The sequence below is a fragment of the Mesotoga sp. BH458_6_3_2_1 genome (assembly GCF_003664995.1).
GTDB lineage: Bacteria > Thermotogota > Thermotogae > Petrotogales > Kosmotogaceae > Mesotoga.
The window spans coordinates 205,312-227,408 of record NZ_JFHL01000005.1 but is presented as its reverse complement, the minus strand read 5'-3'; the positions used below and the strand labels follow the sequence as shown (position 1 = coordinate 227,408).

26 protein-coding genes are annotated in these 22,097 nt (G+C 47.4%); 14 read left to right on the top strand and 12 right to left on the bottom strand.

The genetic code is table 11. The features are described from left to right. Positions 1-1,230: 1,230 nt before the first annotated feature. Genes Y697_RS05040 through Y697_RS05025 form a run of 4 tightly spaced genes read left to right on the top strand, consistent with a single transcriptional unit; the run spans position 1,231 to position 4,335 of the window. On the top strand, positions 1,231-1,584 hold the full coding sequence (locus tag Y697_RS05040) for a class II SORL domain-containing protein (protein ID WP_121550585.1): 354 nt from the start codon (positions 1,231-1,233) through the stop codon (positions 1,582-1,584). 17 nt (positions 1,585-1,601) lie between these two features. Further along, positions 1,602-1,760 carry a rubredoxin gene (gene rd, locus Y697_RS05035; protein ID WP_014730780.1) on the top strand — a complete coding sequence of 53 codons (159 nt, stop codon included), beginning with the start codon at positions 1,602-1,604 and terminating at the stop codon, positions 1,758-1,760. A 56-nt stretch (positions 1,761-1,816) separates the two neighbouring features. Then, positions 1,817-3,487 (top strand): 2-oxoacid:acceptor oxidoreductase subunit alpha, encoded by a 1,671-nt coding sequence (locus Y697_RS05030; protein ID WP_121550584.1) that lies wholly within the window; start codon positions 1,817-1,819, stop codon positions 3,485-3,487. Beyond that, positions 3,484-4,335 (top strand): thiamine pyrophosphate-dependent enzyme, encoded by an 852-nt coding sequence (locus Y697_RS05025; RefSeq protein ID WP_121550583.1) that lies wholly within the window; start codon positions 3,484-3,486, stop codon positions 4,333-4,335. Before Y697_RS05030 ends, Y697_RS05025 begins: the two co-directional genes overlap by 4 nt. On the opposite strand, the gene Y697_RS05020 is transcribed toward Y697_RS05025, so the two are convergent. Genes Y697_RS05020 through Y697_RS04990 form a run of 7 tightly spaced genes read right to left on the bottom strand, consistent with a single transcriptional unit; the run spans position 4,328 to position 8,542 of the window. Next, a complete protein-coding gene (locus tag Y697_RS05020) occupies positions 4,328-5,005 on the bottom strand; it encodes a DUF554 domain-containing protein (RefSeq protein ID WP_121550582.1) in 678 nt (225 codons plus the stop codon). The two genes, Y697_RS05025 and Y697_RS05020, sit on opposite strands and share 8 nt — an antisense overlap. Continuing rightward, positions 4,999-5,787, bottom strand: coding sequence for an energy-coupling factor ABC transporter ATP-binding protein (locus tag Y697_RS05015; RefSeq protein ID WP_121550581.1), 789 nt, complete (start codon positions 5,785-5,787; stop codon positions 4,999-5,001). The genes Y697_RS05020 and Y697_RS05015 overlap by 7 nt, the downstream gene beginning before the upstream one ends. Continuing rightward, complete coding sequence (locus Y697_RS05010) at positions 5,781-6,461, bottom strand: energy-coupling factor ABC transporter ATP-binding protein (protein WP_259462319.1); 681 nt, start codon at positions 6,459-6,461, stop codon at positions 5,781-5,783. The genes Y697_RS05015 and Y697_RS05010 overlap by 7 nt, the downstream gene beginning before the upstream one ends. 13 nt (positions 6,462-6,474) lie before the next feature. Then, a complete protein-coding gene (locus tag Y697_RS05005) occupies positions 6,475-7,083 on the bottom strand; it encodes a class I SAM-dependent methyltransferase (RefSeq protein WP_121550579.1) in 609 nt (202 codons plus the stop codon). Further along, positions 7,080-7,418 (bottom strand): histidine triad nucleotide-binding protein, encoded by a 339-nt coding sequence (locus Y697_RS05000; RefSeq protein ID WP_121550578.1) that lies wholly within the window; start codon positions 7,416-7,418, stop codon positions 7,080-7,082. Before Y697_RS05000 ends, Y697_RS05005 begins: the two co-directional genes overlap by 4 nt. A gap of 5 nt (positions 7,419-7,423) precedes the next feature. Then, the gene (locus Y697_RS04995) at positions 7,424-8,089 is read right to left on the bottom strand and encodes a 5'-methylthioadenosine/S-adenosylhomocysteine nucleosidase (protein ID WP_121550577.1); all 666 of its coding nucleotides are present in this window, start codon (positions 8,087-8,089) and stop codon (positions 7,424-7,426) included. A 48-nt stretch (positions 8,090-8,137) separates the two neighbouring features. Further along, complete coding sequence (locus Y697_RS04990) at positions 8,138-8,542, bottom strand: DUF1292 domain-containing protein (protein ID WP_121550576.1); 405 nt, start codon at positions 8,540-8,542, stop codon at positions 8,138-8,140. Between the two features lie 70 nt (positions 8,543-8,612). Between Y697_RS04990 and Y697_RS04985 the strand changes: the two genes are divergently transcribed. Further along, positions 8,613-9,224 carry a hypothetical protein gene (locus Y697_RS04985; protein WP_259462318.1) on the top strand — a complete coding sequence of 204 codons (612 nt, stop codon included), beginning with the start codon at positions 8,613-8,615 and terminating at the stop codon, positions 9,222-9,224. Positions 9,225-9,228: 4 nt separating this feature from the next. On the opposite strand, the gene Y697_RS04980 is transcribed toward Y697_RS04985, so the two are convergent. The 5 genes from Y697_RS04980 to Y697_RS04960 all read right to left on the bottom strand — a co-directional run bounded on the left by Y697_RS04980 (position 9,229) and on the right by Y697_RS04960 (position 14,359). Beyond that, on the bottom strand, positions 9,229-10,560 hold the full coding sequence (locus Y697_RS04980; RefSeq protein ID WP_121550574.1) for an SH3 domain-containing protein: 1,332 nt from the start codon (positions 10,558-10,560) through the stop codon (positions 9,229-9,231). Positions 10,561-10,585: 25 nt separating this feature from the next. Next, positions 10,586-11,416, bottom strand: coding sequence for a carbohydrate ABC transporter permease (locus Y697_RS04975; protein WP_259462315.1), 831 nt, complete (start codon positions 11,414-11,416; stop codon positions 10,586-10,588). A gap of 11 nt (positions 11,417-11,427) precedes the next feature. Then, on the bottom strand, positions 11,428-12,348 hold the full coding sequence (locus Y697_RS04970; protein WP_259462314.1) for a carbohydrate ABC transporter permease: 921 nt from the start codon (positions 12,346-12,348) through the stop codon (positions 11,428-11,430). A 68-nt stretch (positions 12,349-12,416) separates the two neighbouring features. Beyond that, a complete protein-coding gene (locus Y697_RS04965; protein WP_121550571.1) occupies positions 12,417-13,757 on the bottom strand; it encodes a sugar ABC transporter substrate-binding protein in 1,341 nt (446 codons plus the stop codon). A gap of 29 nt (positions 13,758-13,786) precedes the next feature. Continuing rightward, positions 13,787-14,359, bottom strand: a complete 573-nt coding sequence (locus Y697_RS04960) for an HAD family phosphatase (RefSeq protein ID WP_121550570.1) — start codon at positions 14,357-14,359, stop codon at positions 13,787-13,789. Between the two features lie 249 nt (positions 14,360-14,608). On the opposite strand from Y697_RS04960, the gene Y697_RS04955 reads away from it, so the two are divergent. From Y697_RS04955 to Y697_RS04915, 9 genes are all read left to right on the top strand, one after another. After that, positions 14,609-15,289, top strand: a complete 681-nt coding sequence (locus Y697_RS04955) for a Crp/Fnr family transcriptional regulator (RefSeq protein ID WP_121550569.1) — start codon at positions 14,609-14,611, stop codon at positions 15,287-15,289. 205 nt (positions 15,290-15,494) lie between these two features. After that, complete coding sequence (locus Y697_RS04950; RefSeq protein WP_121550568.1) at positions 15,495-16,574, top strand: DUF933 domain-containing protein; 1,080 nt, start codon at positions 15,495-15,497, stop codon at positions 16,572-16,574. After that, positions 16,555-17,352, top strand: a complete 798-nt coding sequence (locus Y697_RS04945) for a TatD family hydrolase (RefSeq protein ID WP_121550567.1) — start codon at positions 16,555-16,557, stop codon at positions 17,350-17,352. Before Y697_RS04950 ends, Y697_RS04945 begins: the two co-directional genes overlap by 20 nt. An 8-nt stretch (positions 17,353-17,360) precedes the next feature. Beyond that, positions 17,361-17,702 (top strand): carboxymuconolactone decarboxylase family protein, encoded by a 342-nt coding sequence (locus Y697_RS04940; RefSeq protein ID WP_121550566.1) that lies wholly within the window; start codon positions 17,361-17,363, stop codon positions 17,700-17,702. Next, positions 17,702-20,392 carry a DNA polymerase I gene (gene polA, locus Y697_RS04935; RefSeq protein WP_121550565.1) on the top strand — a complete coding sequence of 897 codons (2,691 nt, stop codon included), beginning with the start codon at positions 17,702-17,704 and terminating at the stop codon, positions 20,390-20,392. Before Y697_RS04940 ends, polA begins: the two co-directional genes overlap by 1 nt. 18 nt (positions 20,393-20,410) lie before the next feature. After that, complete coding sequence (locus Y697_RS04930; RefSeq protein ID WP_121550564.1) at positions 20,411-20,695, top strand: AtpZ/AtpI family protein; 285 nt, start codon at positions 20,411-20,413, stop codon at positions 20,693-20,695. Then, entirely contained in the window at positions 20,631-20,981 is a 351-nt protein-coding gene (locus tag Y697_RS04925) for a hypothetical protein (protein ID WP_121550563.1), read from the top strand. The genes Y697_RS04930 and Y697_RS04925 overlap by 65 nt, the downstream gene beginning before the upstream one ends. Continuing rightward, positions 20,971-21,810: a F0F1 ATP synthase subunit A gene (gene atpB / locus Y697_RS04920; RefSeq protein WP_121550562.1), complete on the top strand. Its 840-nt coding sequence runs from the start codon at positions 20,971-20,973 to the stop codon at positions 21,808-21,810. The genes Y697_RS04925 and atpB overlap by 11 nt, the downstream gene beginning before the upstream one ends. A gap of 12 nt (positions 21,811-21,822) precedes the next feature. Beyond that, positions 21,823-22,068 (top strand): F0F1 ATP synthase subunit C, encoded by a 246-nt coding sequence (locus tag Y697_RS04915; protein WP_099772236.1) that lies wholly within the window; start codon positions 21,823-21,825, stop codon positions 22,066-22,068. The last annotated feature ends 29 nt before the right edge of the window (positions 22,069-22,097 follow it).

Here is a 22,097-nt window from a genome sequence, read left to right as displayed (position 1 = left end):
CTCCTAATTCTCTTGATCTTAAATCCCCGCTTGAGCGGGGGGGACCGCTTGCGGTGGGGTGTGTGTTCTCTTGAAAGCCGTTGTACGTTATGTCCCATTTTTCGCGAGAGACCTCGATCCTAACCAGGAGCATTGTCAGGATGACGTGAAGGGCAGTCATACAGTGAGCCTATGCGATTTCATCGCATGAGATTCCAACCAGGACCTTTTTCGGGCGAACAGCCGTTCGCCCCTACAATAGAATCACATAATCGTCTGACATTGTCATCCCGTAATGATCCTGCACGGGATCTCATCTCCCGCATAGCGGAAATGGCCTGCGTTAGCAGACGGGCTCCCAAACGCTCCTATTGTCTGTCCCATTTTTCGCGTAATAGGCATGAGATTCCAACCAGGACCTTTTTCGGGCGAACGGCCGTTCGCCCCTACAAGAGAACTGCACAATCATCTTAAATTGTCATCCCGTAGAGCCTGCCCTGATTAGCCTGCCCCAATATGATCCTGTTTGGGGCTCTTGTTCAGGGCCTCTGCACGGGATCTCCCTCTTTCCAAACCGTAGATCTGGCTCTTCGTTCTAGTCGGAGAACGGAGAACCGTTGACGTCTTACTTGACAGGCTTCCTGCGAAGCAGCATCACTTCCCGACGAAGTCGGAGCTGGCCGCACGAAGTGCGACTGGCCACCGAAGGTGACTGGCCTGCGTTAGCAGACTGGCAGTGAGGATCTTTCCCCGCGAAGCGGGCATTGCGTCCTGGCATGTTCTTCGCCAGCCCTGCGTCCACTGATGCTCCTCAGTGCCTTGCGTCCCGGCGCGATCTTTGCCGGCGTTGCGTCTAAAGTTTTATGAGGGCCTCACTTCCTGGGATGCTTTTCCCAGCATCACTTCCCGACGAAGTCGGCCTCGCCTCCTGTTAAAGGCGCCTTGCGTCTTGCAACTCTTATCGGAGGACTGTTTTTCTCTTGCAAGAGGGGATTTTTTCACGGCTATGTTTTGCTCTCTAAAGCTCTTCGTCGAATCTCATTTTACGCTTTGGTAGAAGCTCATGCCATCTTCAAATGAGGTGATCAAATCAAACGTGCTGAGCTTGTGTGGGGGTTTATAAGGATTCAAAATATACTTCTGTTCTTAGTGATATGGTATAATAATTTTGATTTCTGTAGCTGTTGTTCAGAGCAGTTCTGCACTGATTGACCATTTTGTGGTATTGCTTTATATAGAGGAGGGGATAAAATGGCGATAGGCGAATATGTTAAGAGTGCCGATTGGAAAAGTGAGAAGCATGTACCGGTTATTGACATTCCCGATACCGTTAAGCCGGGAGAAGCATTCAACGTTGAAATCATGGTGGGCAAGGAGATCTCACATCCAAATACCATCGAGCATCACATCAAGTGGTTCGATCTGTACGCAATGTATGATGACGGACAGTTTCTAATTCATCTTGGTCACGTCGAGTTCACTCCTGTAACAACCCAGCCAAAGGCTGTATTTAGCGTGAAATTGGAGAAGTCAGGTTCACTGATCGCTACCTCTTACTGCAATATACATGGTCTCTGGGAAAGCAGTAAGAGAGTTGAGTTCTGATTGAGGAGGGTGGCGCGATGAAGTACAGATGCACTATCTGCGGTTATATTTATGATCCTGAAATTGGAGATCCCGACAATGGAGTAGATCCCGGAACCACCTTTGAGGATGTTCCAGAGGATTGGGTTTGTCCACTATGCGGAGCCAGTAAAGACGATTTCGAACCAATCGACTAGAGAAATGAGGCGGGAGAATCACTCCCGCCTTTCTTTACCTCAACGGAGGTGTTAACGTGAGAGATTATGTTATAGCTCTTTCCGGCGAAGCCGGTCAGGGACTGAATACGATTGGGGATATGCTTGCGCTCAGCCTCTTCCGAAATGGCTACTGCATCTTTACTGACAAGAGTTACCATTCGCGGATCAGAGGTGGAGAGTATATATACAGGATTCGCGTTTCCGACACTCCTTTGTTCTCTATGCGGCAGGAGTTTGATCTCATCGTATCGCTAAGTAAAAGTACCACTCTTTCACAGCTGAAATACTTTGATCACAAGACGACACTGATATTCGATTCGGATTCCGAACATGTGACTACGGAAGATGCGGGCTTTGAGATGAATGTTATGAATTTCCCGTTCAAGACGATAGCAAAAGAAGCGGGAGAACCGAGAGCCCAGAATGTAGTCGCTCTCGGTGCGATTCTTGCACTCTTCAAAGTCAAAATGGAAATCCCCTCACAGTTAATTAAAGAGGTCTTCTCTGGAAAGGATGAAGTAATAAAGTCTAATCTTGAAGCACTTGAAAGAGGTTACAATCTTGAACTATCCTTAGAGATTCCCGAAATTGATGCCAATGAGCATAACTACTACCTCGTTAACGGTACGGAAGGCACAGGTCTGGGAGCAATTGCGGCCGGGTGCAGATTTCTTGCGGCATATCCCATGACTCCGGGAACAGGCGTCATGAACTTCCTGGCATCGAGAGCGGAGAAATATGGCATAGTCGTCGAACAGGCCGAAGACGAGATCGCAGCAGTCAATATGGTGATAGGTGGGTCTTTCGCTGGTGCACGATCGCTCGTTACGACATCTGGCGGCGGCTTCGCTTTGATGCAGGAAGGTATTTCTCTTGCTGCGATGACCGAGACTCCCCTGGTAATGGTAGACGCTCAGCGCCCCGCACCGGCCACCGGCCTTCCGACAAGAACTGCTCAGGAGGACCTTCTCTTCGTGGTGCATGCCGGTCATGGTGAGTTTCCAAAATACGTTGTGGCTCCCAGGACTCCGAAGGACGCTTTCGAGCTGACCGAGAAGGCCTTCTATATTGCAGATAAATACCAGATTCCAGCGATAATCCTTCTCACCGAGTCGTTGGTCGACTCCTCGGCAACGGTAGAGCCTCCAATTCACAAAGAGGAATTTCTTCAGAGATTTGTCGTTGAGGGCGGCGATCAGTACCGCAGATTCGAGATCACTGAAAATGGTGTATCGCCGAGAGCGATCCCCGGGGGCAAGGCTCCCGTGAGAGTCGATTCCGATGAACATGACGAAGAGGGGTATATCACTGAGAACCTCGAGATAAGGAAGATGATGGTCCAGAAGAGAATGAAGAAGATGGAGGGACTACTGGGCGAGCTGACGGCACCGGCGAAGTTCAATCTCGATGCGCCTTTGATTCTTATCGGCTGGGGAGACAGCTGGGGCGCTATCGATGAATTTGCCACTGGCAGGAATGATGTTGGCTACGTTCACTACACGGAGGTCTTTCCTATCGACCATTCAATCAAGGAAGAGCTGGAAGGCAAAAGACTTGTTTCTGTCGAAGGGAACTTCACAGGGCAGTTTGCAAGTCTGTTAAGATCTGAGACGGGTTTGACTGTAGAGCATATCGGCCGATACGATGGCCGCCCTGTGAGTGCGAACTGGATAGAAAAGACTCTACAAGAGGAGGGGATAATATGAGTTTCTTGAGAGAAGTAGACCCCGCGTGGTGTCCAGGATGCGGAAACTTTCCCCTCAGAATGAATCTCGCGAGCACCTTGGAGGAGATGGGAGTAGATAAGTCTCGGCTTGTTATGGTGACTGGAATCGGACAGGCCGCGAAGATGCCCCATTATCTGGACTTAAGTTTTTTCAATGGCCTCCATGGAAGAAGCCTTCCCGTCGCCTTTGCCATAAAAGCGGTGAACCCCGAACTCACTGTGATTGCGGAGTCGGGAGATGGAGACATGTACGGAGAGGGCGGTAACCATTTCATTCACGGTATTCGTAGGAATTTCGATGTAACCGTCTTGATTCACGATAATCAGATCTATGGATTGACGAAGGGCCAGGGATCGCCAACAACAAGAAAGGGACAGAAAACAAGCGCTCAACTGCAAGGGGTAATCAACGAGCCCTTGAATCCACTCTCTCTGGCGATAGCGATGGATGCTTCCTTTGTTGGAAGAACCTTTATCGGCGACAAGGAACACTTCAACAAGGTCGTCTCTGCGGCGATAAACCATAAGGGTTTTTCAGTCGTTGATATAATGCAACCATGCGTCACTTTCAATAAGGTGAACACTTTCAAGTACTACAAGGAAAAACTTTATGATGTGAGCGAAGCAGACAGCAGTTACGATCCGACAGACAAGGCAAATGCTTTCAAGAGGGCTCTCGAATGGGACGACAAAATACCGATGGGTATTCTATTCTTAAACGATAAGCCGACCTACCATGAACTTCATCCCGTTTTGAAGAATGGAGTTGTTCTCGCGAAGGAGGAGACAGAGATAGATATCTCTGCCGAGCTCAAAACTTTTAGGTGAAAAGAGTGGATACCCACGTAAGTATTGGTGAGAGTATCAGGGCCGGTAGGAAGTTGCCGACCCTGATTTCTTTTATCTCCAGCAACCTGATTCCCAGCCCAAGGAGCATAAGACCTCCAACCCCCGAGAAGTCACCCAGATAGAGTGGATCCTGAAGGAAGGAGAGAACTCCGGCAAGAGACACGAGTCCACCCTGTACCAGATAGACTGCCGCAGCAGAAAGAAGCACACCCTTGCCTAGAGTTGCCGAGAGCATGACAGACGAGATACCATCCATCAATGACTTGATGTATATCAACTCGTTTTCGCCCGAGAGACCTGCCTTGAGAGAACCTATAACCGTCATAGGGCCTGCAACGAATAGAACGGAGGCTGTTATAAAGCCTTTGACGAAGTTTGCATCGTCGCTCTTCTTTCCTGCCAGTCTTCCTATCTTTTCCTCCAGATCGAGAGCCTCTCCGATGGCTCCGCCTACAATAAGACTGCCCAAAACGACGAGAACGCTGTTCGTATCCAGAAACATACTTAAACCCAGACCCATAGTCAGGAGTCCTATTACGTTGAAGAAGACCTTCCTGTAGCGCTCTTTAACGAACTTCCCGCCCAGAAGGCCCAGCATCGAACCTACTATGACTGCAACTGTGTTGACAATGACCGATATATTCAGCATCTCTTCTCTCTCCTGACAAATGAAATCAGTTCCTCCTCGCTTGCAGGGAAGCGGGCGAAACGTTTGTAGTAGTCTAGCAGAAATCTCTCCTTTTCTTCAAGTCTCTCACCGTGAAGATTGCCGTTCACATACTCGGAAACTGTAACAAAGTGACCAATCTCTCCTTCGACTAGATCCAATACGTGAGTAGCCAAGTCCAGGAACTCAGCAGGCCAGTGAGTCGCCACCACGATGGTCTTTCCGGCTCGACTTTCGGAGGACAAGATTTTTCTTACTCTATCGACCGCTTTTGTGTCCAGTCCGGAAGTCGGTTCGTCAAACAAGAATATTTCTCTGTCGAGCGCGACAATCGACGCGATTGCGAGAAGTCTCTGCTCTCCTCCCGAGAGGGAAAAAGGAGTTCTCGAGCCGAATCTGTCCAGTTCAAAACCGATCTTCTCGAGAATCTCTTCGAGCCTCCCGTAATCGTTCCTTCCGGTTATCTTCAGACTGAACACGATCTCTTCTCTGACCGTGGGATTGAAGAAGCACTCCTCCGGATATTGGAAGATCATTGAGGCCCTGGAATTCAGTTCCCCGTATTCGCAGTCAATCCTCCCGCTCTCGGGCTGTATAAGACCACAGAGAAGTTGTAGAAGAGTCGACTTTCCCGAACCCGTTCTACCCGTAAGTATTACAAAAGATCCCGACTCTAGGTCAAATGATACTTCCTTCAACGCGGGAATTCGTGAATTTTTGCCCTGACCTCTGTAGCTGAATGAAACTTCTCGAACCTTCAGCATGATACTGCAATCTCGAATGGAATAGTCATTTCCGCTTCAACGAAAACAGAAGGCGATTCTTTGAGTTCTTTAGAGTTTCCATCAAACAGCTTACGCCCTCTGCCGATCAAAACGAATCTCTCGAAGTCTTGAACTTCGGAGAATCTGTTGGTTGCAAAAATCACTGAGGTTTCCGGTCTCACAATCTCTGACAATGTGGCAAGCATGACTTCTCGATCGTGTCTATCGATCATAGAAAGAGGCTCATCCAGCAAAAGAAGATCAGGTTCTGAAATAAGAGCGGCTGCAAGAGAAACGAGCTGGCGTTGGCCTCCCGAAAGAGTGAGAATATCTCTACCCCTGATTCCAGTAAGATCGAATCTCGAAATGAAGAGCTTAATGCGCTCCACAATCTCACTTCTGGCAAGCGATAAAGACTGGAGAGGAAAGGCAAGATTCTCCTCAATCGTAGAGCCGAAAAGCGCCGAATCGGGATTCTGGAAAACTACTCCTATTTGGCCTTCGAGAGATACCCTCCCTGAGAAGGGCTTCTTAAGACCGGATATGGTATTGAGAAGCGTTGTCTTTCCAGAACCGTTTCTTCCCAGCAGAGCCAATCGTTCGCCTTTCGAGACATCGAGAGAGAAGTCCTCGAGTATCGAAGTGCCTCCTGCTTTGACACTTATGTTAAGCAAAGAAAGAAGGTTGTCAGACTTTTCTGGAGACATAGACCCTTATACCGCCGGACTTTGTTCTCGTAATAACATTTCCGAAAGTCTCTTTCATAATTCCTTCGAGCCGTGATCCGCCCTTGTTATGGTAGGCGACTATCTGAAGTGTCCCGTTCCCAGTCAACATTTTCGGAGCCTCTGTAATCAGTCTCTGCCATACTGCCTTTCCTGCCGCAATAGGTGGATTCGAGAGAATCGAATCGAACGCCATACCATCCCATGGAGAGTAAAGCTCGCCTTTGCGGATATCTGCTTCAACATTCTGGTCTCTTGCGTTGATCTTTGAGAAAGTAACGGCTCTTGTGTTTACATCACTCATGAAAAGCTTTAGATCAGGGTATTCTCGCTTCAAAGTAATACCGACTGGCCCGTAGCCGCAACCGAGATCAAGCAAGCTCTCCTGACCCTCTAGAAGGCAATTCTCTATGAGAAGCATAGAGGCTCTGTCGATTTTTCCAAAGGCGAATACGCCTTCTGGACTCTTGAATGAGTAAGAGTGACCGTTCTTTAGTATAAGTGTTGCCGCTTTAATAACCTGCGGTGGCTCGGTCTGATCAGTGTAGTAGTGCTGGAAGTTCTCTTTCATCCAAGTCTTCCCAGCTTTCTTCCTCCAAGTATGTGGAAGTGAAGGTGCTCCACTTCCTGGCCGGAATCGCTTCCTTGATTGACGATAAGCCTAAATCCGCTATCCTTAATACCCTTAGACCGGACTATCTCGTCAACGAGATCGAATAGACTCTTCAACACTTCATCATCGAAAGCGGTCAATTCTTCGAGACTCTTTACATGCTCCCTTGGAATTACAAGAACATGGGTTGGTGCTACAGGATTTATGTCGTCAAAGGCGACAAACCAGTCGTTCTCTCCCACAAAACTGCTCTTGATTTCTCCACTGGCTATCTTACAGAAAATGCAGTCCACCGATCTCACTCCCTGTCTATGTAGTGATTCTTCATTGTCTCGACGAGTAACTCGGCCGATCTCCCGGCGAGTCTCTGAAAGTTTCTGTCGAAGTCTCTTTTGGAGGTCTCGTCGGCCCTGTCAAGAATCGTTTTGAGCACAAGATAATTTTTCTTGTTCTCAAAGGTTGTTTTTGCAAAAGGTGCAGAATCCATGTCGAGAGCAATACCTCCGTAGGAAGAGTGAATGTTGTCTCTAAGTGAGGAGTTTGCTATCACGCCGTCGCCCGAAAGGATCTTGCCGAACTTTCCGGCTTTGAAGTATACCCTGAGGAATCGCATTAGAAGAGTATCTGGCGATTTCATTACCATCTTTCCTTCACTCAGTGGAAAGATCGTGTCGTATTCCTCAAATTCTGTTCCGACTACAATGTCACCTATCTCTAGCGATTCATCGATTGCCGCAGCACCCGAGGTTAGAACCGACAATCTTGGATTGAAAAGATCAATCATCTTCTGAGTAATCATAGAGGTCTCAACTTTGCCCACGAATCCACCGCAGGCAATTACTTCATTGTTTCCTATTACTCCTCTACAGTAATGCCTTCCCAAAATCTCCCCTGATTCTAGAACAAGCATGTTATCCATAACAGGTTTCACTTCTGGAAGAAAGACGCCGAGCGCAAGAATCATGTCAACACCTCCATAGAGGATTATAACAAAAAGGGGACCCGCGGTCCCCTATTCTTCTTCAACATCTTCCTCTGTCAAAATCTCTTCTACGAGTTTGCTCCAGGCCTTACTAACATCTTCAAACTCCTCATCTTCAACTGAATAGAGGAAGGGATTTTCATCCTCGCCATGTTCAACTCTGAATACGATGTAGCCTTCCTCTTCGTCTTCATCAGAAGAATCTTCTTCGTCTTCTTCAGAGATATCCTCTTCGTCTTCGAAAAACTCTTCGACAACCCAGTAGAGTTTGCCTTCGTTCTCAAATTCGGCGATGACGTTGAAGTGATGCTCTGATCCGTCTTCGTCGGTAACTGTAAAACTGTCGAATTCAGCCTCTTCTCCGTGATTGTGTTCACAGTTTGGATCGTTGCATTCGTCACAGTCATGCATTTCAAGTTCTTTTCTTTCTTCCATTATTTACCTCCGTTAGTTTCGATTCGGTACATACTAACACAGTCCCGCAGAAGTCGCAACTTGATGACGGATGAATAATCGTATACACTGTATCTGGAGTGTGAAGGCAGTGCTTGAAATCGAGAGAAAGTTCCTCTTCGGAAAAGAGTTACCTGTAGAGATTATTGAAAGGGCCGAAAGACACCAGCTAACTATTCAGTGGTATCTAGACCATCCCGATAGACGGAGAATAAGACTCGGAGTTGATGGATCTGAGATTTTTCTACTTGAGACCCTGAAATCGGGGGGCGGTCTCGTTAGGGAAGAGGAAGAAAGATATCTCGATCCCGCGAAGATCACCGAGATCGCCGAACAGCTGAAAGCATCCAGTGCGGTTATCAAAACGAGGCATATTTTTCCTCAGAAGAAAGTTGAAGGTGTGATAGACTTGTACCTTCTTCCCGAATTAGGGTATGTTTTTGAGGTTGAAACATTCAGTCCGAATGTGAGACTTCCCGATCCGTGGGAATACTGGATGCTACCGCGAAACGGGTTCAGAGAAGTCACCGAAGACCCCTCTTATACAGCGAGGTCTCTCGCGGTAGTTGTTGAGCAGATTGAAGACATCTTTCCAATCAACGCGCCGCTGATTACCAAGAAACAGATAGAGAAATTCAAGATGCTCCTTAAGCTGGTTTACTAGAGCCCTAACCCTTATCTATCTTAAGTGCGGAAGTAAGCTGTTCCAGATAGCTCTTATCACTGTTCATTGTTCGGACAGATAGATCCATGACGAAAACTCCGTGGACTGAGATCTTCTTTCCCTTCGAATCTTTGTAGCCGGCCCCATCATGAATGGCGAAGAATCTCCCTTTGTCCTGGCCGAGATAGATCAGCGTATGGCCCGGCATATACAGGGGATTTCCTGGTTTGAGCGACCGCAACTGAACCTTCCTTTCCTCCAAATCGCCTTCGAAGCGAATTCTGTCCTTCGATCCCAGCGTTTCCTGGGCCCAAGCGTCGCGGGGAAGTACGAGACCAAAACTGGCAAAGATATCCTGAACGAATCTCGAACAGTCCCTCCTGTTGAAGAGACCTCCCCAGCCGTAACGCTCGCCCAGCATCTTGAAGGCTTGATTTACTATCTCCCTGCCGGTGAGCGTCATGTTCCCGATTCTTACATCTTCGCTCATTCTCACAAGGCCTTTTCGAAAACCCAGCGAGCCCAACCTCTCTCTTACCGGCACTTTTACTGTGAAACAACCAAATGGCCCTTGCGCATGGAGGTTCTCGCTTTCTTCGGGATCCTCGAGAGGGAGTCTGTCTCCCATTTGCAGAAACAAGCCCGAAGAATTCAGTTCAAAGGGGTCAGGCTCAATCTCCACTCTGCTACCGGTTGCGAGGAGGAAGTCACTCGAGCGGTAGAAGTTCTGCACAGAGTGCCTGCTCTCCGTAACGGCAGAATCACTTGTCTTCAGCCAACCCCTGTAACCTGGGGTTTGAACGAAGAGCCATGAAGTGTCCCTGCTACGCGCAAGAACAGCAAATGGTGTTCCGAGGCTTACAGAAGTCAACTGGAGACGATCATTGTCGATAAACTCATCACAGGAAATGAAATCCGTGGGCAGCGCCCTCAGATGAGTCCTCCGAGTCACGATGCCGAACTTCAGAGCCATATCCTGATTAAGGATGGCAGTGGCATTGTCGACGATATCTCCACGAATTCCCGAAGGGACATCCTCTCCTTCATTGTTCAAAAGAGGAGTTTTCATAAAGTACTCGGGAAATGAATCGTTGATCATCGCTCTTACTTCATCGAATTCGAGCCTCGAGGGGAAGTTTTCGAGCTTGTTCGCATATGCCGTGTGACCAGCTGCTTCAGCGCGTGAAATAACCGATCCGTTGAAAGCGTCTATCTCGTCCTCACTAAGCCACTCATCATCTGGATCAGTCATCTTCTCGCACCAGAAGTCCGATCGCTGCATCTCTTTTGAAACATTTTCGGGACAGACCGTGTACCGCTCAAAAGTCTTCTTCATCTTCGAAAACACCCCTTACCGCTGCTCATTTGATTGCTCCGACTGTAATACCTTTCAGGAAGTACTTCTGGAAGGCAAGAAAGACAATGATCATCGGAATAGCCGAGTACGTAGCACTTGCCATTAGATAAGAGTACTGCATCGGCACCTGTTCCTGAAGAAGCGAGAGTCCTGCCTGAAGCGTTCTCATCTCCGAAGTGTTTGTGACAATCAGTGGCCAGAGGAAGCTGTTCCACTGTCCCATGAACGTGAATATTCCGAGGACGGCCATAGCCGGTTTCGAAATTGGAACAATAATCTTCGCGAAGGTTCTGAATTCACTCGCACCATCTATTCTGGCGGCCTCAATAATCTCTGTCGGAACGGATACCATGAACTGCCTCATCAGGAATACTCCGAAGGGAGCAGCAATAGCGGGCAAGATCAGTGCCTGATAAGTGTCCACCATACCCAGCTTCGAGATCAGGATATACAGAGGCACAAGAGTTACCTGGGTAGGGATCATCATTGATGCGATGTATATAGAGAAGATCGCTTTGCTTCCGGGGAATTTCTTCTTCGCCAGAGCATAACCTGCCATGGCGCAAACAAAGATCTGCGCTAGAGTTACGGTCCCTGCAACTATAAAGCTGTTCAGAGTCCATCTGAAAATTATCTTTCTCTCGAAGAGGTCCTTGAAGTTCTGAAGTGTAGGATTCTTCGGGATGATGTCCGGCGGAAACTTCATAGTCAATGAAGGTTGCGTAAAAGAGGTGGCAACCATCCAGTAAAGCGGGATAAAGGCGAGTGATGCGAGCAGAGCCAGAATAGCAAGCGAAATTGCCTTTTTTATATTTGTCTTAGTTTTCGCTTTCACAGTCAATCACCTCAATACTCCACATTTGAACCGAGCCATTTGAACTGGACTATTCCGAGAACAACGAGGATGCCAAACATAACCATCGACATTGCAGATGCAAGGCCGAGGTTATAGTTCTTAAAGGCAGTCTCGTAGATCAAGTAAGCAATAGTAGTCGTCGAAAATTCCGGTCCACCACTCGTCATGATGTAAATGTTAGAGAAGGTCTGGAAATTCGCTATCGTTCCCATGACCAAAGCATAGAGTATCGTCGGCTTGAGCAGAGGGACAGTAATCTTCCTGAATATCGCCCACGAGCCAGCTCCTTCTAATGTTGCCGCTTCGAAATAATACTCCGGTATCGAGGCCATGGCCGCAGATAGAAGCACTATTGTCGAGCCGCCACCCATGATAACCTGCATCACTATTAATGATGGCATTGCCGTTAAGGACCTTCCAAGCCATACTACCGGTTCCAATCCGAGAACGGTCATGAAATAGTTCAGTAGTCCGAAGTTCGGATTGAAAACCCACAGCCAGATCATGGAAATTATTACCGTAGAAGTTACATGGGGCAGATAAAAGGCCGCCTTGAAAAAGGTTCTGATGCCTTTTCTGAAAGGATATATTAGAACAGTTACGAGCAAAGCCTTTCCAAGCCATAGTGGAACAACACCGAATGTGTAGAAGAAGGTATTTTTAAGAGACTTCAGAAAGAGCCAGTCGCTCAAAATGCGTTTGTAATTGTCGAACCAGATAAATGTTTGAGAAAAGACATTGTACTTGAACATACTGAGGTACATGCCCCAACCAACCGGCACAAGGAAGAATACTGCAAAGAGGGCAAAGTGCGGCAGAATGAAGAGATATCCCGATCTACCCCTCCAAACGTCGTTCAAGGTAGTCTTCCGTTTTATTGGTTTAACTGGAATCTGCTCCAAATCGATCACCCCATTAAATGGGAACAGCCCCGGGCCCTGAGGGCAGAGGCTGTTCCCTTCAACTCATCTACTCAAAATCAATAGTAAGAGAGTGCCCGATTGGCTTCGGTTACAAAGCTATCGAGGGCCTCCTGCGCTGTCTTGGTCTTTCCGAAAGCTCCTTCCATGGAGCTTGTGAAGAACTTGGATATCTCTGACCACGGGAAGCTCTGTGATCCAAAGAACTCCATTCCAGTCTCATCCATTATTCTAGCGAATGTCTGAGCCTGTTCATTCAGGTAATCGTCGTTCTGGAAAAGCAACTCATTAACTGACTTTCTGGCTGTGAGGTAGATGAGGCTTTCCAGAAGTGCCGTGTTTTCTTTGTTTGTCAGGAATTTCGCAAACTCCATTACGGCATCTCTCTTTTCCTTGTCGTTCTGCTTGAAGACGACAAATCCGCTGGCAGATGCGTAAGAGGCGCCCTTTTGTCCTTCAACATGAGGGAATGGAGCAATAACCGGATAGAAAGCCTCTGCAAGCTGACCGGATTTTACGTAACGTGTGATTCTACCGATCTCGTAAGGACCACCAAATCCAATACTCGTCCTGTGAGAATGGAAGTTGCCGATCACATCATAAACACCCATGGCCTCTACACCGCTGGGAGCTACTTTATGAACATCGACGAGGTCTAGAAGGAACTGAAGCCCCGCGACTGCCTCGGGAGTATTGAAGATAACCTTGCTTTCATCTTCAGTAATAAGCTTTGCGCCATGAGCATAGATGAAGTTCATAAGGTTGTGAGTGTCCTGAGCTCCAAAGCTGATTGCGTAATGATCAGTTTTCCCATCGCCATCGGAATCCCATGTAAGCTTCTTGGCTATTTCGACGAACTCTTCCATCGTCCAGCCCTCTTCGACTATCTTTCGCCAGTCGACACCGGCCTTCTCGAAGTCTGGAGTGTAGAGAAGCATACTGGTTCCCATCCCATTCGTCCCGAGATTCCAGGGCCAGATGTAATGCTTTCCATCTACATAACCTGTTTCAATAGCGAGCTCATAGAAGTCCGCAAGGTCTTCTTCGGTCAGATAGTCGTCAATCGGTTCAAGCAATCCCGCTCCTACCCACCTGTTGTCCCAAACGGGGCCTTTGAAGATGTCAGGCTGAGTTCCGGTCGCAATTGCCGCAGCCATTTTCTGCGAATATTCGGTGTTTCCAACAACGACATACTTGACTTCAATGTCTGGATGAAGTCTCATGAACTCTTCGGCAGCCCACTTTGGGAAGTCTTCCTCTGTTGCAGCCTTATCTGCCGGGAAGTTTGGAGGTGCGATTCTCCACGGGTTGATCCACCAGGTGATTGTGGTCTTTCCGAGTGCGGAGATCGGTACAGCTAGCATTAGCATTACTAGAAGAATTACGCTAAGCCTTTTCATAGAAACACCCCTTTCGATGTGAAGTTAACTCAAAGGTACTCTCTGAGTTTTTCTCTTAAAGTCGCTGATTCGGTAAAATGAAACGCGTTCATTCCTGTTTTCGCTGCCGCTTCGACATTTCTCGCTGTATCATCCGTGAAAAAAGTCTCTTCGGGCATGCAGAATTCTTTCTCTAAAATATGACTGTAGAATTTAACATCTGGTTTTGCAAACCCAATAATATGTGAGGCATAGACTTTGTCAAAGATGTCGTAATCGCCGCGTGATGTGTGTACCTTGAAATGAGGTTCAATCGTGTTAGTCCCAGCGATCACCCTGTGCTTCCGTCGCAATTGTCTTATGACCTCGACCGTCTCTTCTATCGGTTCAGGTTTGAAGAACATTTCCCAGATATTTCCCGGCACAGGTCTTCCAAGTTTCCGCGAGAACATATAGACGAACTCTTCAGCAGTAAGTCTTCCGGTCTGCAAGGCAATTATGTTTTCCATTTCGGCAGAGTCCAGAAACTCGTCTTTCGAGATGCCCAGAAAACTGCAGATAGATGGGACTACGTTTGTATTTTCGGCAATTACTCCGCCGACATCGAAAATGAAAAGTCGCAAGTCGACCTCCTGAAATGTCTTTACAAGAGTACAACGAACGGGTAGGAAAGCGATAAACTCGCTAGAACTCCCATCCGCAACAACCCCAAAAAGAAGATATCAAAGTGAACTTTAATATGATACTATTTCTGGACCTATTAAATCAAGCTCAGTTTCGAGACGACCAGGACTTGTAGATACAGCAATAGTCGAATAAAGGCTCGCTATCTGGTTATAATATCTTTGTGCAGCTGTGAGTGGAGGTGTATATTGAATCCAATAATCTACAACCTCGGAAGATGCAGTCTCTTCGAAGGAATAAAGGCGGGAGAGCTCGAGAGGATATTTAAAAATGTGAATCACAGAATTACCTCGTTTCTCGACGGGGAATTGATCGAAGAGCAGAATAGTACCTGCGATGAAATGTTGATTTTGCTTCAAGGACATACAAAGGCTCAGATGCAGGATTTCTCTGGGAAAGTAATTACGATAGAGACTATGGAGGCCCCGTCGATTCTCGCTTCGGGTTTTCTCTTTGCCTCAAAGAATGTGATACCGGTAGATATTGTTTCCACAGATAAGTGTACGGTACTGCACATAGAGAGAGATGGAATACTATGGCTTTGCAGAGAATATGAGGTCTTCCTAAGAAACTTGCTCAGAGATATGGGAGATAGGCTTACTACACTGGCGGAAAAGGTGTGGATGCTATCTCTCAACACCCTGAATCAAAGACTGGCCAACTTCCTTCTGAAGCAAAGTGACGACCTCGGAAGCGAATTTGAATTGAAGACAACAAAAGAAGAGTTGGCAGACGCTCTTGGCGTAGCGAGGCCCTCTCTTTCGAGGGTCTTTTCCGAGTTTGCCGGAGAGAAGATTATCAGGCAGGAGGGCAAGGTGATAAGGATTCTCGACAGAAATGCTCTCTTGAAGATAACGCGAAGGATCTGAGAGAGAGGGAAAGAGAGAAACGTGGAGATTATTCGAGAAAGTAGGATAACGAGATGAAGATAGTGAAGTTCAGGTTCGACTTTGATTCGGACATGTATAAGTAGAATTCGGAAACATCTGCTTCGACCGAGAAACATGAACCTCTGTCAGTTTCCAATGCCTCCTTTATTCTGATAATATAGATGTGTCAAGAGGAGGCGGTGCTATGGAGATAGGTATTTTCGGTCTGCCGTTGAGTGGAAAGAGTACACTGTTCACCCTCCTAACCGGTGTTGAACCCCATTCAAGTCACAAAAACGAAGCACATACCGCTGTTGCAAAGGTACACGACAGAAGAGTGGATGAGCTTTCAAAGATCTTCAATCCAAAGAAGACCGTATATGCGACGGTTTCATTTACGGATATTCCCGGGTACGATCTCTCGGCCAATCAAAAGGAAAAGAATCGAATCCTCCAGTTTATTCAGAACTCCGAGGCGGTTCTTGCCGTTGTCAGAGCCTTCAAAGATCCCTCGGTGCCGTGGCCGACAGAGGCATATACACCCGTTAAACAGCTTGAAACGATAGAGACGGAGCTTTTCGTCCGTGATATGGAAGTGGTGGAGAACAGACTAGTAAGGCTCGAAGAGGCGAAGAAGAAGAGGAAACTCTCTTCGGAAGAGGAGAGGGAGACAGAGCTTCTTCATATCATCGAAAAGGGATTTGAGGACAACAGTTTTGCTTCTCAGCTGGAGCTTAGCGAAGAGGATATGAAACTTCTCGGCTCTCTATCCCTATTCACTGCCAAGCCGATAATTGTCGCGATAAACATTGATGAAGAGCAACTATCTACAGGCAATTATCCCGAACGCGAAGCGCTCGTCCAGAGAATCGAACAGAATGGATTCGCTCATATCGAGCTCTCCGGAAAAATCGAAGCCGAGCTTGTAGAGCTTTCTGAGGAAGATAGAGAGCTATTTATGGAAGAACTCGGGATCTCCGAAAGTGGGATTGAAAGGCTTTCCGGGGTAGTATATCAACACATGGGGCTGATCTCTTTCCTGACGGTAGGAGAAGATGAGGTCAGGGCCTGGACTATAAAGAAAAATACCCCGGCCAAAGAGGCGGCAGGGAAGATACACACCGATCTCGAGAGGAGCTTCATCAGGGCCGAGGTCATTCCTTATGAAGAGTTTATGACAATAGGAAGTATGCAGGAGGCCAAGGCGAAGGGTCTTGTGAAAGTAGTCGGCAAGGAGGAGATTGTGAAGGACGGTGACATCTTCCATGTCAGGGCCAACGCCTGATTTCTCTGAGCTCAGGCTTGTTGATACGCACGCCCACATTTCCTTTCCTCAGTTTGACAGTGATAGAGAGAGGGTGATCGCCCAGATCGAAGAAGATTCGATTTCTCTTCTGGTCGAAGTTGGAACAAATGTCGAGGATTCTAAGAGAGCATTCGAGACAGTAAGGGAGTTGAAGAACGCCTTCTTCTCGGCCGGCGTCCATCCTCATGACAGCAGTGGATTAGACGCCGAGGGAATCCGCTCCCTGGAATCGCTTCTATCCGGTGAGAAAGCAGTGGCAGTTGGCGAGATTGGCTTAGACTTTTTCAGAAACCTTTCTCCGGCAGACAGTCAGTTTAAGGCATTCAGAGAGCAGCTTCTGTTGGCTGCAAAGCTAGATTTGCCGATTATCGTGCACGTTCGGAATGCCTACCCTGAAGCCTATAAAACAATTTTGGAATGCGGTCACTTCAAGGGTGTGATCCACGCTTTTTCCGGCGATCTTGAATATGCGAGAAGGTTTGTGGATTTGGGTTTCTTCCTGGGAATTGGAGGGCCGATAACATACAAGAGAAACGAAGAATTGCGGAATGTCGTGAGGGAGATCTCTCTTGAGAAACTGGTAAGCGAGACGGATTGTCCGTATCTGCCACCGGTTCCCTTTAGAGGAAAGCGGAACGAGCCCTACTATGTCGGGTACGTAATTGAAGAAATCGCCGCTCAGAAGGAAATCTCTGCAGCGAAGTGCTCGGAGAAGCTTTTCGAGAACGCAGTAGGGCTCTTCTCTCTCACACTTTAGGAGGAAGAATGGCAAGACTTGACGAATTCAAGAGCTTTCGAGAGAAGATGAATAAAAGAATTCTGAAAACTGGTAACATGGAGACGAAGCGTTTCTTCTCGCTCGACGGAGCCGTCTACAAAGACGGAGCTCTTGACGGCAAAACAAAAGAGTTGATGGGTCTGGTCGCTTCGACCGTTCTCAGATGCGATGACTGCATCGCCTACCACATTATCCAGTGCAAGACTACCGGCTCCAACCGTGATGAAATCATGGAAGCGTTGAATATAGCTTTGGTAGTGGGGGGTTCAATTGTCATACCCCATTATAGGAGGGCCGTTGAACTTCTAGACGAATTGGAGGAAGAATGATGCCCGGGAAAATGTATCTCTTTGACGGAACAGCGATTTTTTATAGGGGCTATTACGGAATAGATGTTACTCTTACCAATTCAAAGGGAGAGCCGACGAACGCCCTCTTTGGAACTGCACGTATGCTCTCGAAATTCGCGAGGGAGAGAATGAAGAAAGGCGACTATGCGATCTTTGCCTTCGATAGAAAGGAAGCGACAAAACGCCACGAGGCATACGAATCTTACAAAGCAACTAGAGAGGCTATGCCAGAGGCTCTCGTTGCGCAGCTTGAGGACATTCCCGATCTAGTCGAGGCCTTCGGAATAAAATTCCTTTCAATTGCGGGCCTCGAGGCCGATGATATCGTCGCTACGGCAGCCACCAGATATCGCAATGAAGTGGATGAAGTGCTTGTGGTTACCGGAGATAAGGATCTTCTCCAACTTGTAGATGAAAAGATCCATATTCTGCGTTTTGTAACTGGTCTGACCGATCTCGAATTATACGATGAAGAGAGGGTAAAGTCCAGGTATGAGCTGGAACCGAAGAGACTCCATGCTCTCCTTTCACTGGCCGGCGACTCGTCAGATAACATCCCCGGTGTCCCGGGAATCGGTATAAAAACCGCTCAGAAGTTGCTGAAGGAATATGGAGACATCGACGGGATTTACGAGAACATAAGGCAGCTCAGTCCGGGATTGAGAAAGAAGTTGATAGACGGAAGAAAATCGCTTGAGCTGTCCATGGAGCTCGTGAGGCTTCTTGACGATGAAGAACTGACGATCACTCTCGACGACATCAAATACGAGGGTTTCAAGAAGAAGGAATTACGCGATGTCTTCCTCAAGCTCGAGTTTTCCTCGATGATAGATGAATACAAGCTTATAGATGAAGCGGACGAATCGCTTTCAGATATAAACGGTTACAAGCTCGTCACTAGCGATAAGGAACTCGATCGACTACTCGAAAAAATGAAGAGTAACCCATTGTTTGCAGTCGATCTGGAGACCACGTCTCTGGATCCTCATTCAGCCGAGATTGTAGGGGTCTCGATCTCTCTTGAAGAAGAGACGGGCTATTATATCCCTGTGGCCCACAAGTCTGAAGGTTGGCAGGCAAAGAAAGAAGAACTTCTCCCGAGGCTCAAAAAAATCCTTGAGGACAAGGCATCGAAGATAATAGGGCAGAATCTCAAGTTCGATTACTCGGTCTTCTCCGTAAATGGGATTCATCCGGTAGATCCGGAATTTGACACCATGATAGCTGCGTATCTTCTCTCGCCCGACACGAAACGCTTCAACCTTGACGAACTGGCCATGAAGTTTCTGGGATACAAGACGATTAAATTCGAAGACCTTATGAAGAGGAACCAACTGGGCACCGATTTTTCGAAGGTTCCCCTCGAAGAGGCGGCGCGGTATTCGGTGGAAGATGCGGATATTGCGCTCAGGCTTTCAGCAGTTCTCAGAAAAAAGATATACGAGCAAGAACTGGAGGACATATTCAGAAACGTTGAACTGTCCCTGATTCCTGTGCTGGCCGATCTCGAGCTGAACGGCGTATATTTCGACGTACCCTCGCTCACCGGTCTTTCGGCCAAGTACGGCAAGGTTCTCGATCGGATTCTTGAAGAGTTGTTCGATTTGACTGGAGAGCAGTTCAATCCCAATTCCCCTTCGCAAGTTGGAAAGGTGCTATTCGAAAGGCTCGGACTAAACCCTTCAAGAAAGACTAAGGGCGGTTCTTATTCGACCAGCGCGGACGCTCTTGAAGAACTTTCCGGAGAGCACCCGGCAGTGCAGAAGCTTCTAGAATACAGAAAGTACCAGAAGTTGAAGTCAACTTATCTCGATTCACTTCCATCTCTTGTAAACAAAGTGACGGGAAGAATCCATACAAGTTATCACCAGACAGGTACAGGAACTGGAAGGCTTTCCAGCAGCAATCCGAACATGCAGAATCTACCGATACGGGATGAAGAGGGAAAAGAGATACGTAAGTGCGTAATCCCACAGAAGAAAGGCTGGAGGATAGTAAGTGCGGATTATTCTCAGATCGAGCTTCGAATCCTTGCACATCTCAGTCAGGACGAACAGTTGCTTGATGCGTTCAAGAACGACAAGGACGTCCACAGCCTCACTGCCGCAAACCTTTACGGCATAAAGGAAAGCGAAGTGACTGATGAACAGAGAAGAATAGGAAAGATGGTGAATTTCTCCATAATCTACGGAATATCCTCTTACGGTTTGGCGAGCAGATTAAGGATCCCATCGAATGCTGCCGAAGAGATGATATCCAACTACTTCAAGGCTTATCCTCAGGTGAGAACTTTCATCAAGGATACTATCTCTGAAGCAAAGGAAAAGGGCCTTGTAAGAACTATGTTTGGAAGAAAGAGAGAGATTCCGCAATTCAAAACGAAAAACAGGAACACTATTCAAGAGGGCGAGAGAATAGCGATAAACACGCCTATTCAGGGCACGGCGGCCGATATCATGAAGATGGCAATGATAAAGATCTTTGAATTGCTGCAAGAGCATAAAATGGAGAGTTTTGCAATTCTTCAGGTCCATGACGAAATGGTTTATGAAGCTCCCGAAAATGAGCTTCAAAAACTCAAGGAGATCTTGCAGGAGGGAATGTCGGAAGTCGTTGAGCTTAGCGTTCCTCTTGACATTGAAATCTCCGTCGGCGATTACTGGTGCTAGCGGGGAGACGGCGTCAACTTGAAGGAGAATAGGAATAGGATCGACTGGACGGCCCTTGCATCGCTTTATCAGTTTGCAGTAATTGTGGTTGCCAATATTGCCGTTGCAGGCGGTCTCGGTTACCTTCTCTACAGATTTGTCGGAATGGAAAGGTTTTGGATTTCATTTTTCCTACTTTTCGGAGCCTTCTCCGGCATATATAATGGAATCAGATATCTCTTGAAAGAGGCAGAGCGATATGACAGAAACAAGGACAATGATGATGAAGACATCGATAATACTGGCGGTTCTGGCAATGGTTGAAAGTACCGCCCTTGCCGTTACACCACTTTCCGGTTCGGAAATCGGCGTTTTCTACGGAACGGCTTTTGCTCTCATCGCTCTATTACTGATTAATTATGACGCGCAGATCTTAATAAGAGAGAAGAAGAGGGTCCCAGCTGGCTTTCTTGCGAGATACTTTTTCTACGGTATCTGTTTCGCCACGGCGGCAACCGTCTCCCTCGAATTCTTCCTTGGAAGCTTTCTCGGCGTGATGAACCTAAAAATCGCAGCTATAGCCTTTGGGAGGTGGCTTTGTGAAACTTAATCTAACCAGGTCCGACAAGGTATTTCTTGGAGTTATCTTTGGCGGATATCTTGCCGTAATAATTTACATAGTCGCCACGGGCTACAAATTCCAGCTTGAAGGTGTCGGCCAGAGGTGGATCTATCAGTTGCCTTTTGGAGAAGGGCCGCTAAGCAGAGTCAATCCGCTGACCATAATAATGACCTGGGTCGTCATGGCGATAATCATATTCATGGCAACGAGAGTGAAAGTCTTCAAGATAATTCCAGGCAAGAAACAGAGTCTCCTGGAGGTCCTGCTAGATTACATACTAGACCTTGTAAAAGGCTCTGTTACGAGGAAAGAGTTTGTGAGACCGATATTCGACATAGCCGCTTCGCTTTTCCTGTTCGTTATCGTGTCGAACTTCATTGCGAGTTTCCCCGGTATCAACGCTATTCCTCTTGAGGGTGGAGGAGTCAAGCTGACCATCCTTTCGGACTCATGGTATGCGCCCACTTCAGATCTCAATATGAACCTCATGCTTGCATTCTTCGTTTTCGTCATGAGCCACGTTTACGCAATTAAAGTTAAGGGTTGGAAGAAGTGGGGAAAGAGTTTCTTTGAACCGATCTGGTGGATGTTTCCCATAAACGTGATCGGCGAGATAGCGAAGCCCGTATCCCATGCATTAAGGCTTTTTGGAAACATCATGGGAGGAGCGATTTTGATAGTCATCCTCGGATATCTCGTCAAGTACTTTGTTCTGCCGGCGGCGTTGTGGGGTATCTTCGGACTGTTCTTTGGAGCTATCCAGGCGTTGATATTTACGATACTTGCAATAGCATATATTAGCTCATTAATAGAGTAAGGAGGTTTTACTGTGGATATTGGAGAAGGCTTGATGTTGATGGGAAAGTTTATCGGTGCCGGACTTGCAATGGGAATTGGGGCAATCGGAGCCGGTATCGGTGAAGGTAGAATAGGTGCGAGTGCGATGGAAGCAATGGCAAGGCAGCCGGAGATGATAGGAACCCTGACAACTAGAATGATCCTGGCGGATGCAATCGCGGAGACTACCGGTATCTATTCTCTTGTTATTGCATTCATGATACTTCTGGTAGTCTGAATTTTTCCCCTGAGTAGAGGAGGGGTGAT

Coding starts and splice junctions, on each gene's coding strand:
- polA (WP_121550565.1), top strand. CDS start 17,702: ATGCCCGGGAAAATGTATCTCTTTGACGGAACAGCGATTTTTTATAGG.
- Y697_RS04985 (WP_259462318.1), top strand. CDS start 8,613: ATGAATAATCGTATACACTGTATCTGGAGTGTGAAGGCAGTGCTTGAA.
- Y697_RS05020 (WP_121550582.1), bottom strand. CDS start 5,005: ATGCTGAATATATCGGTCATTGTCAACACAGTTGCAGTCATAGTAGGT.
- Y697_RS04995 (WP_121550577.1), bottom strand. CDS start 8,089: ATGATTCTTGCGCTCGGCGTCTTTCTTCCAGAAGTGAAACCTGTTATG.
- Y697_RS04940 (WP_121550566.1), top strand. CDS start 17,361: ATGGCAAGACTTGACGAATTCAAGAGCTTTCGAGAGAAGATGAATAAA.
- rd (WP_014730780.1), top strand. CDS start 1,602: ATGAAGTACAGATGCACTATCTGCGGTTATATTTATGATCCTGAAATT.
- Y697_RS05015 (WP_121550581.1), bottom strand. CDS start 5,787: ATGCTGAAGGTTCGAGAAGTTTCATTCAGCTACAGAGGTCAGGGCAAA.
- Y697_RS05005 (WP_121550579.1), bottom strand. CDS start 7,083: ATGAAAGAGAACTTCCAGCACTACTACACTGATCAGACCGAGCCACCG.
- Y697_RS04965 (WP_121550571.1), bottom strand. CDS start 13,757: ATGAAAAGGCTTAGCGTAATTCTTCTAGTAATGCTAATGCTAGCTGTA.
- Y697_RS05025 (WP_121550583.1), top strand. CDS start 3,484: ATGAGTTTCTTGAGAGAAGTAGACCCCGCGTGGTGTCCAGGATGCGGA.
- Y697_RS04980 (WP_121550574.1), bottom strand. CDS start 10,560: ATGAAGAAGACTTTTGAGCGGTACACGGTCTGTCCCGAAAATGTTTCA.
- Y697_RS04925 (WP_121550563.1), top strand. CDS start 20,631: ATGACAGAAACAAGGACAATGATGATGAAGACATCGATAATACTGGCG.
- Y697_RS04950 (WP_121550568.1), top strand. CDS start 15,495: ATGGAGATAGGTATTTTCGGTCTGCCGTTGAGTGGAAAGAGTACACTG.
- Y697_RS04990 (WP_121550576.1), bottom strand. CDS start 8,542: ATGGAAGAAAGAAAAGAACTTGAAATGCATGACTGTGACGAATGCAAC.
- Y697_RS05040 (WP_121550585.1), top strand. CDS start 1,231: ATGGCGATAGGCGAATATGTTAAGAGTGCCGATTGGAAAAGTGAGAAG.
- Y697_RS04945 (WP_121550567.1), top strand. CDS start 16,555: ATGTCAGGGCCAACGCCTGATTTCTCTGAGCTCAGGCTTGTTGATACG.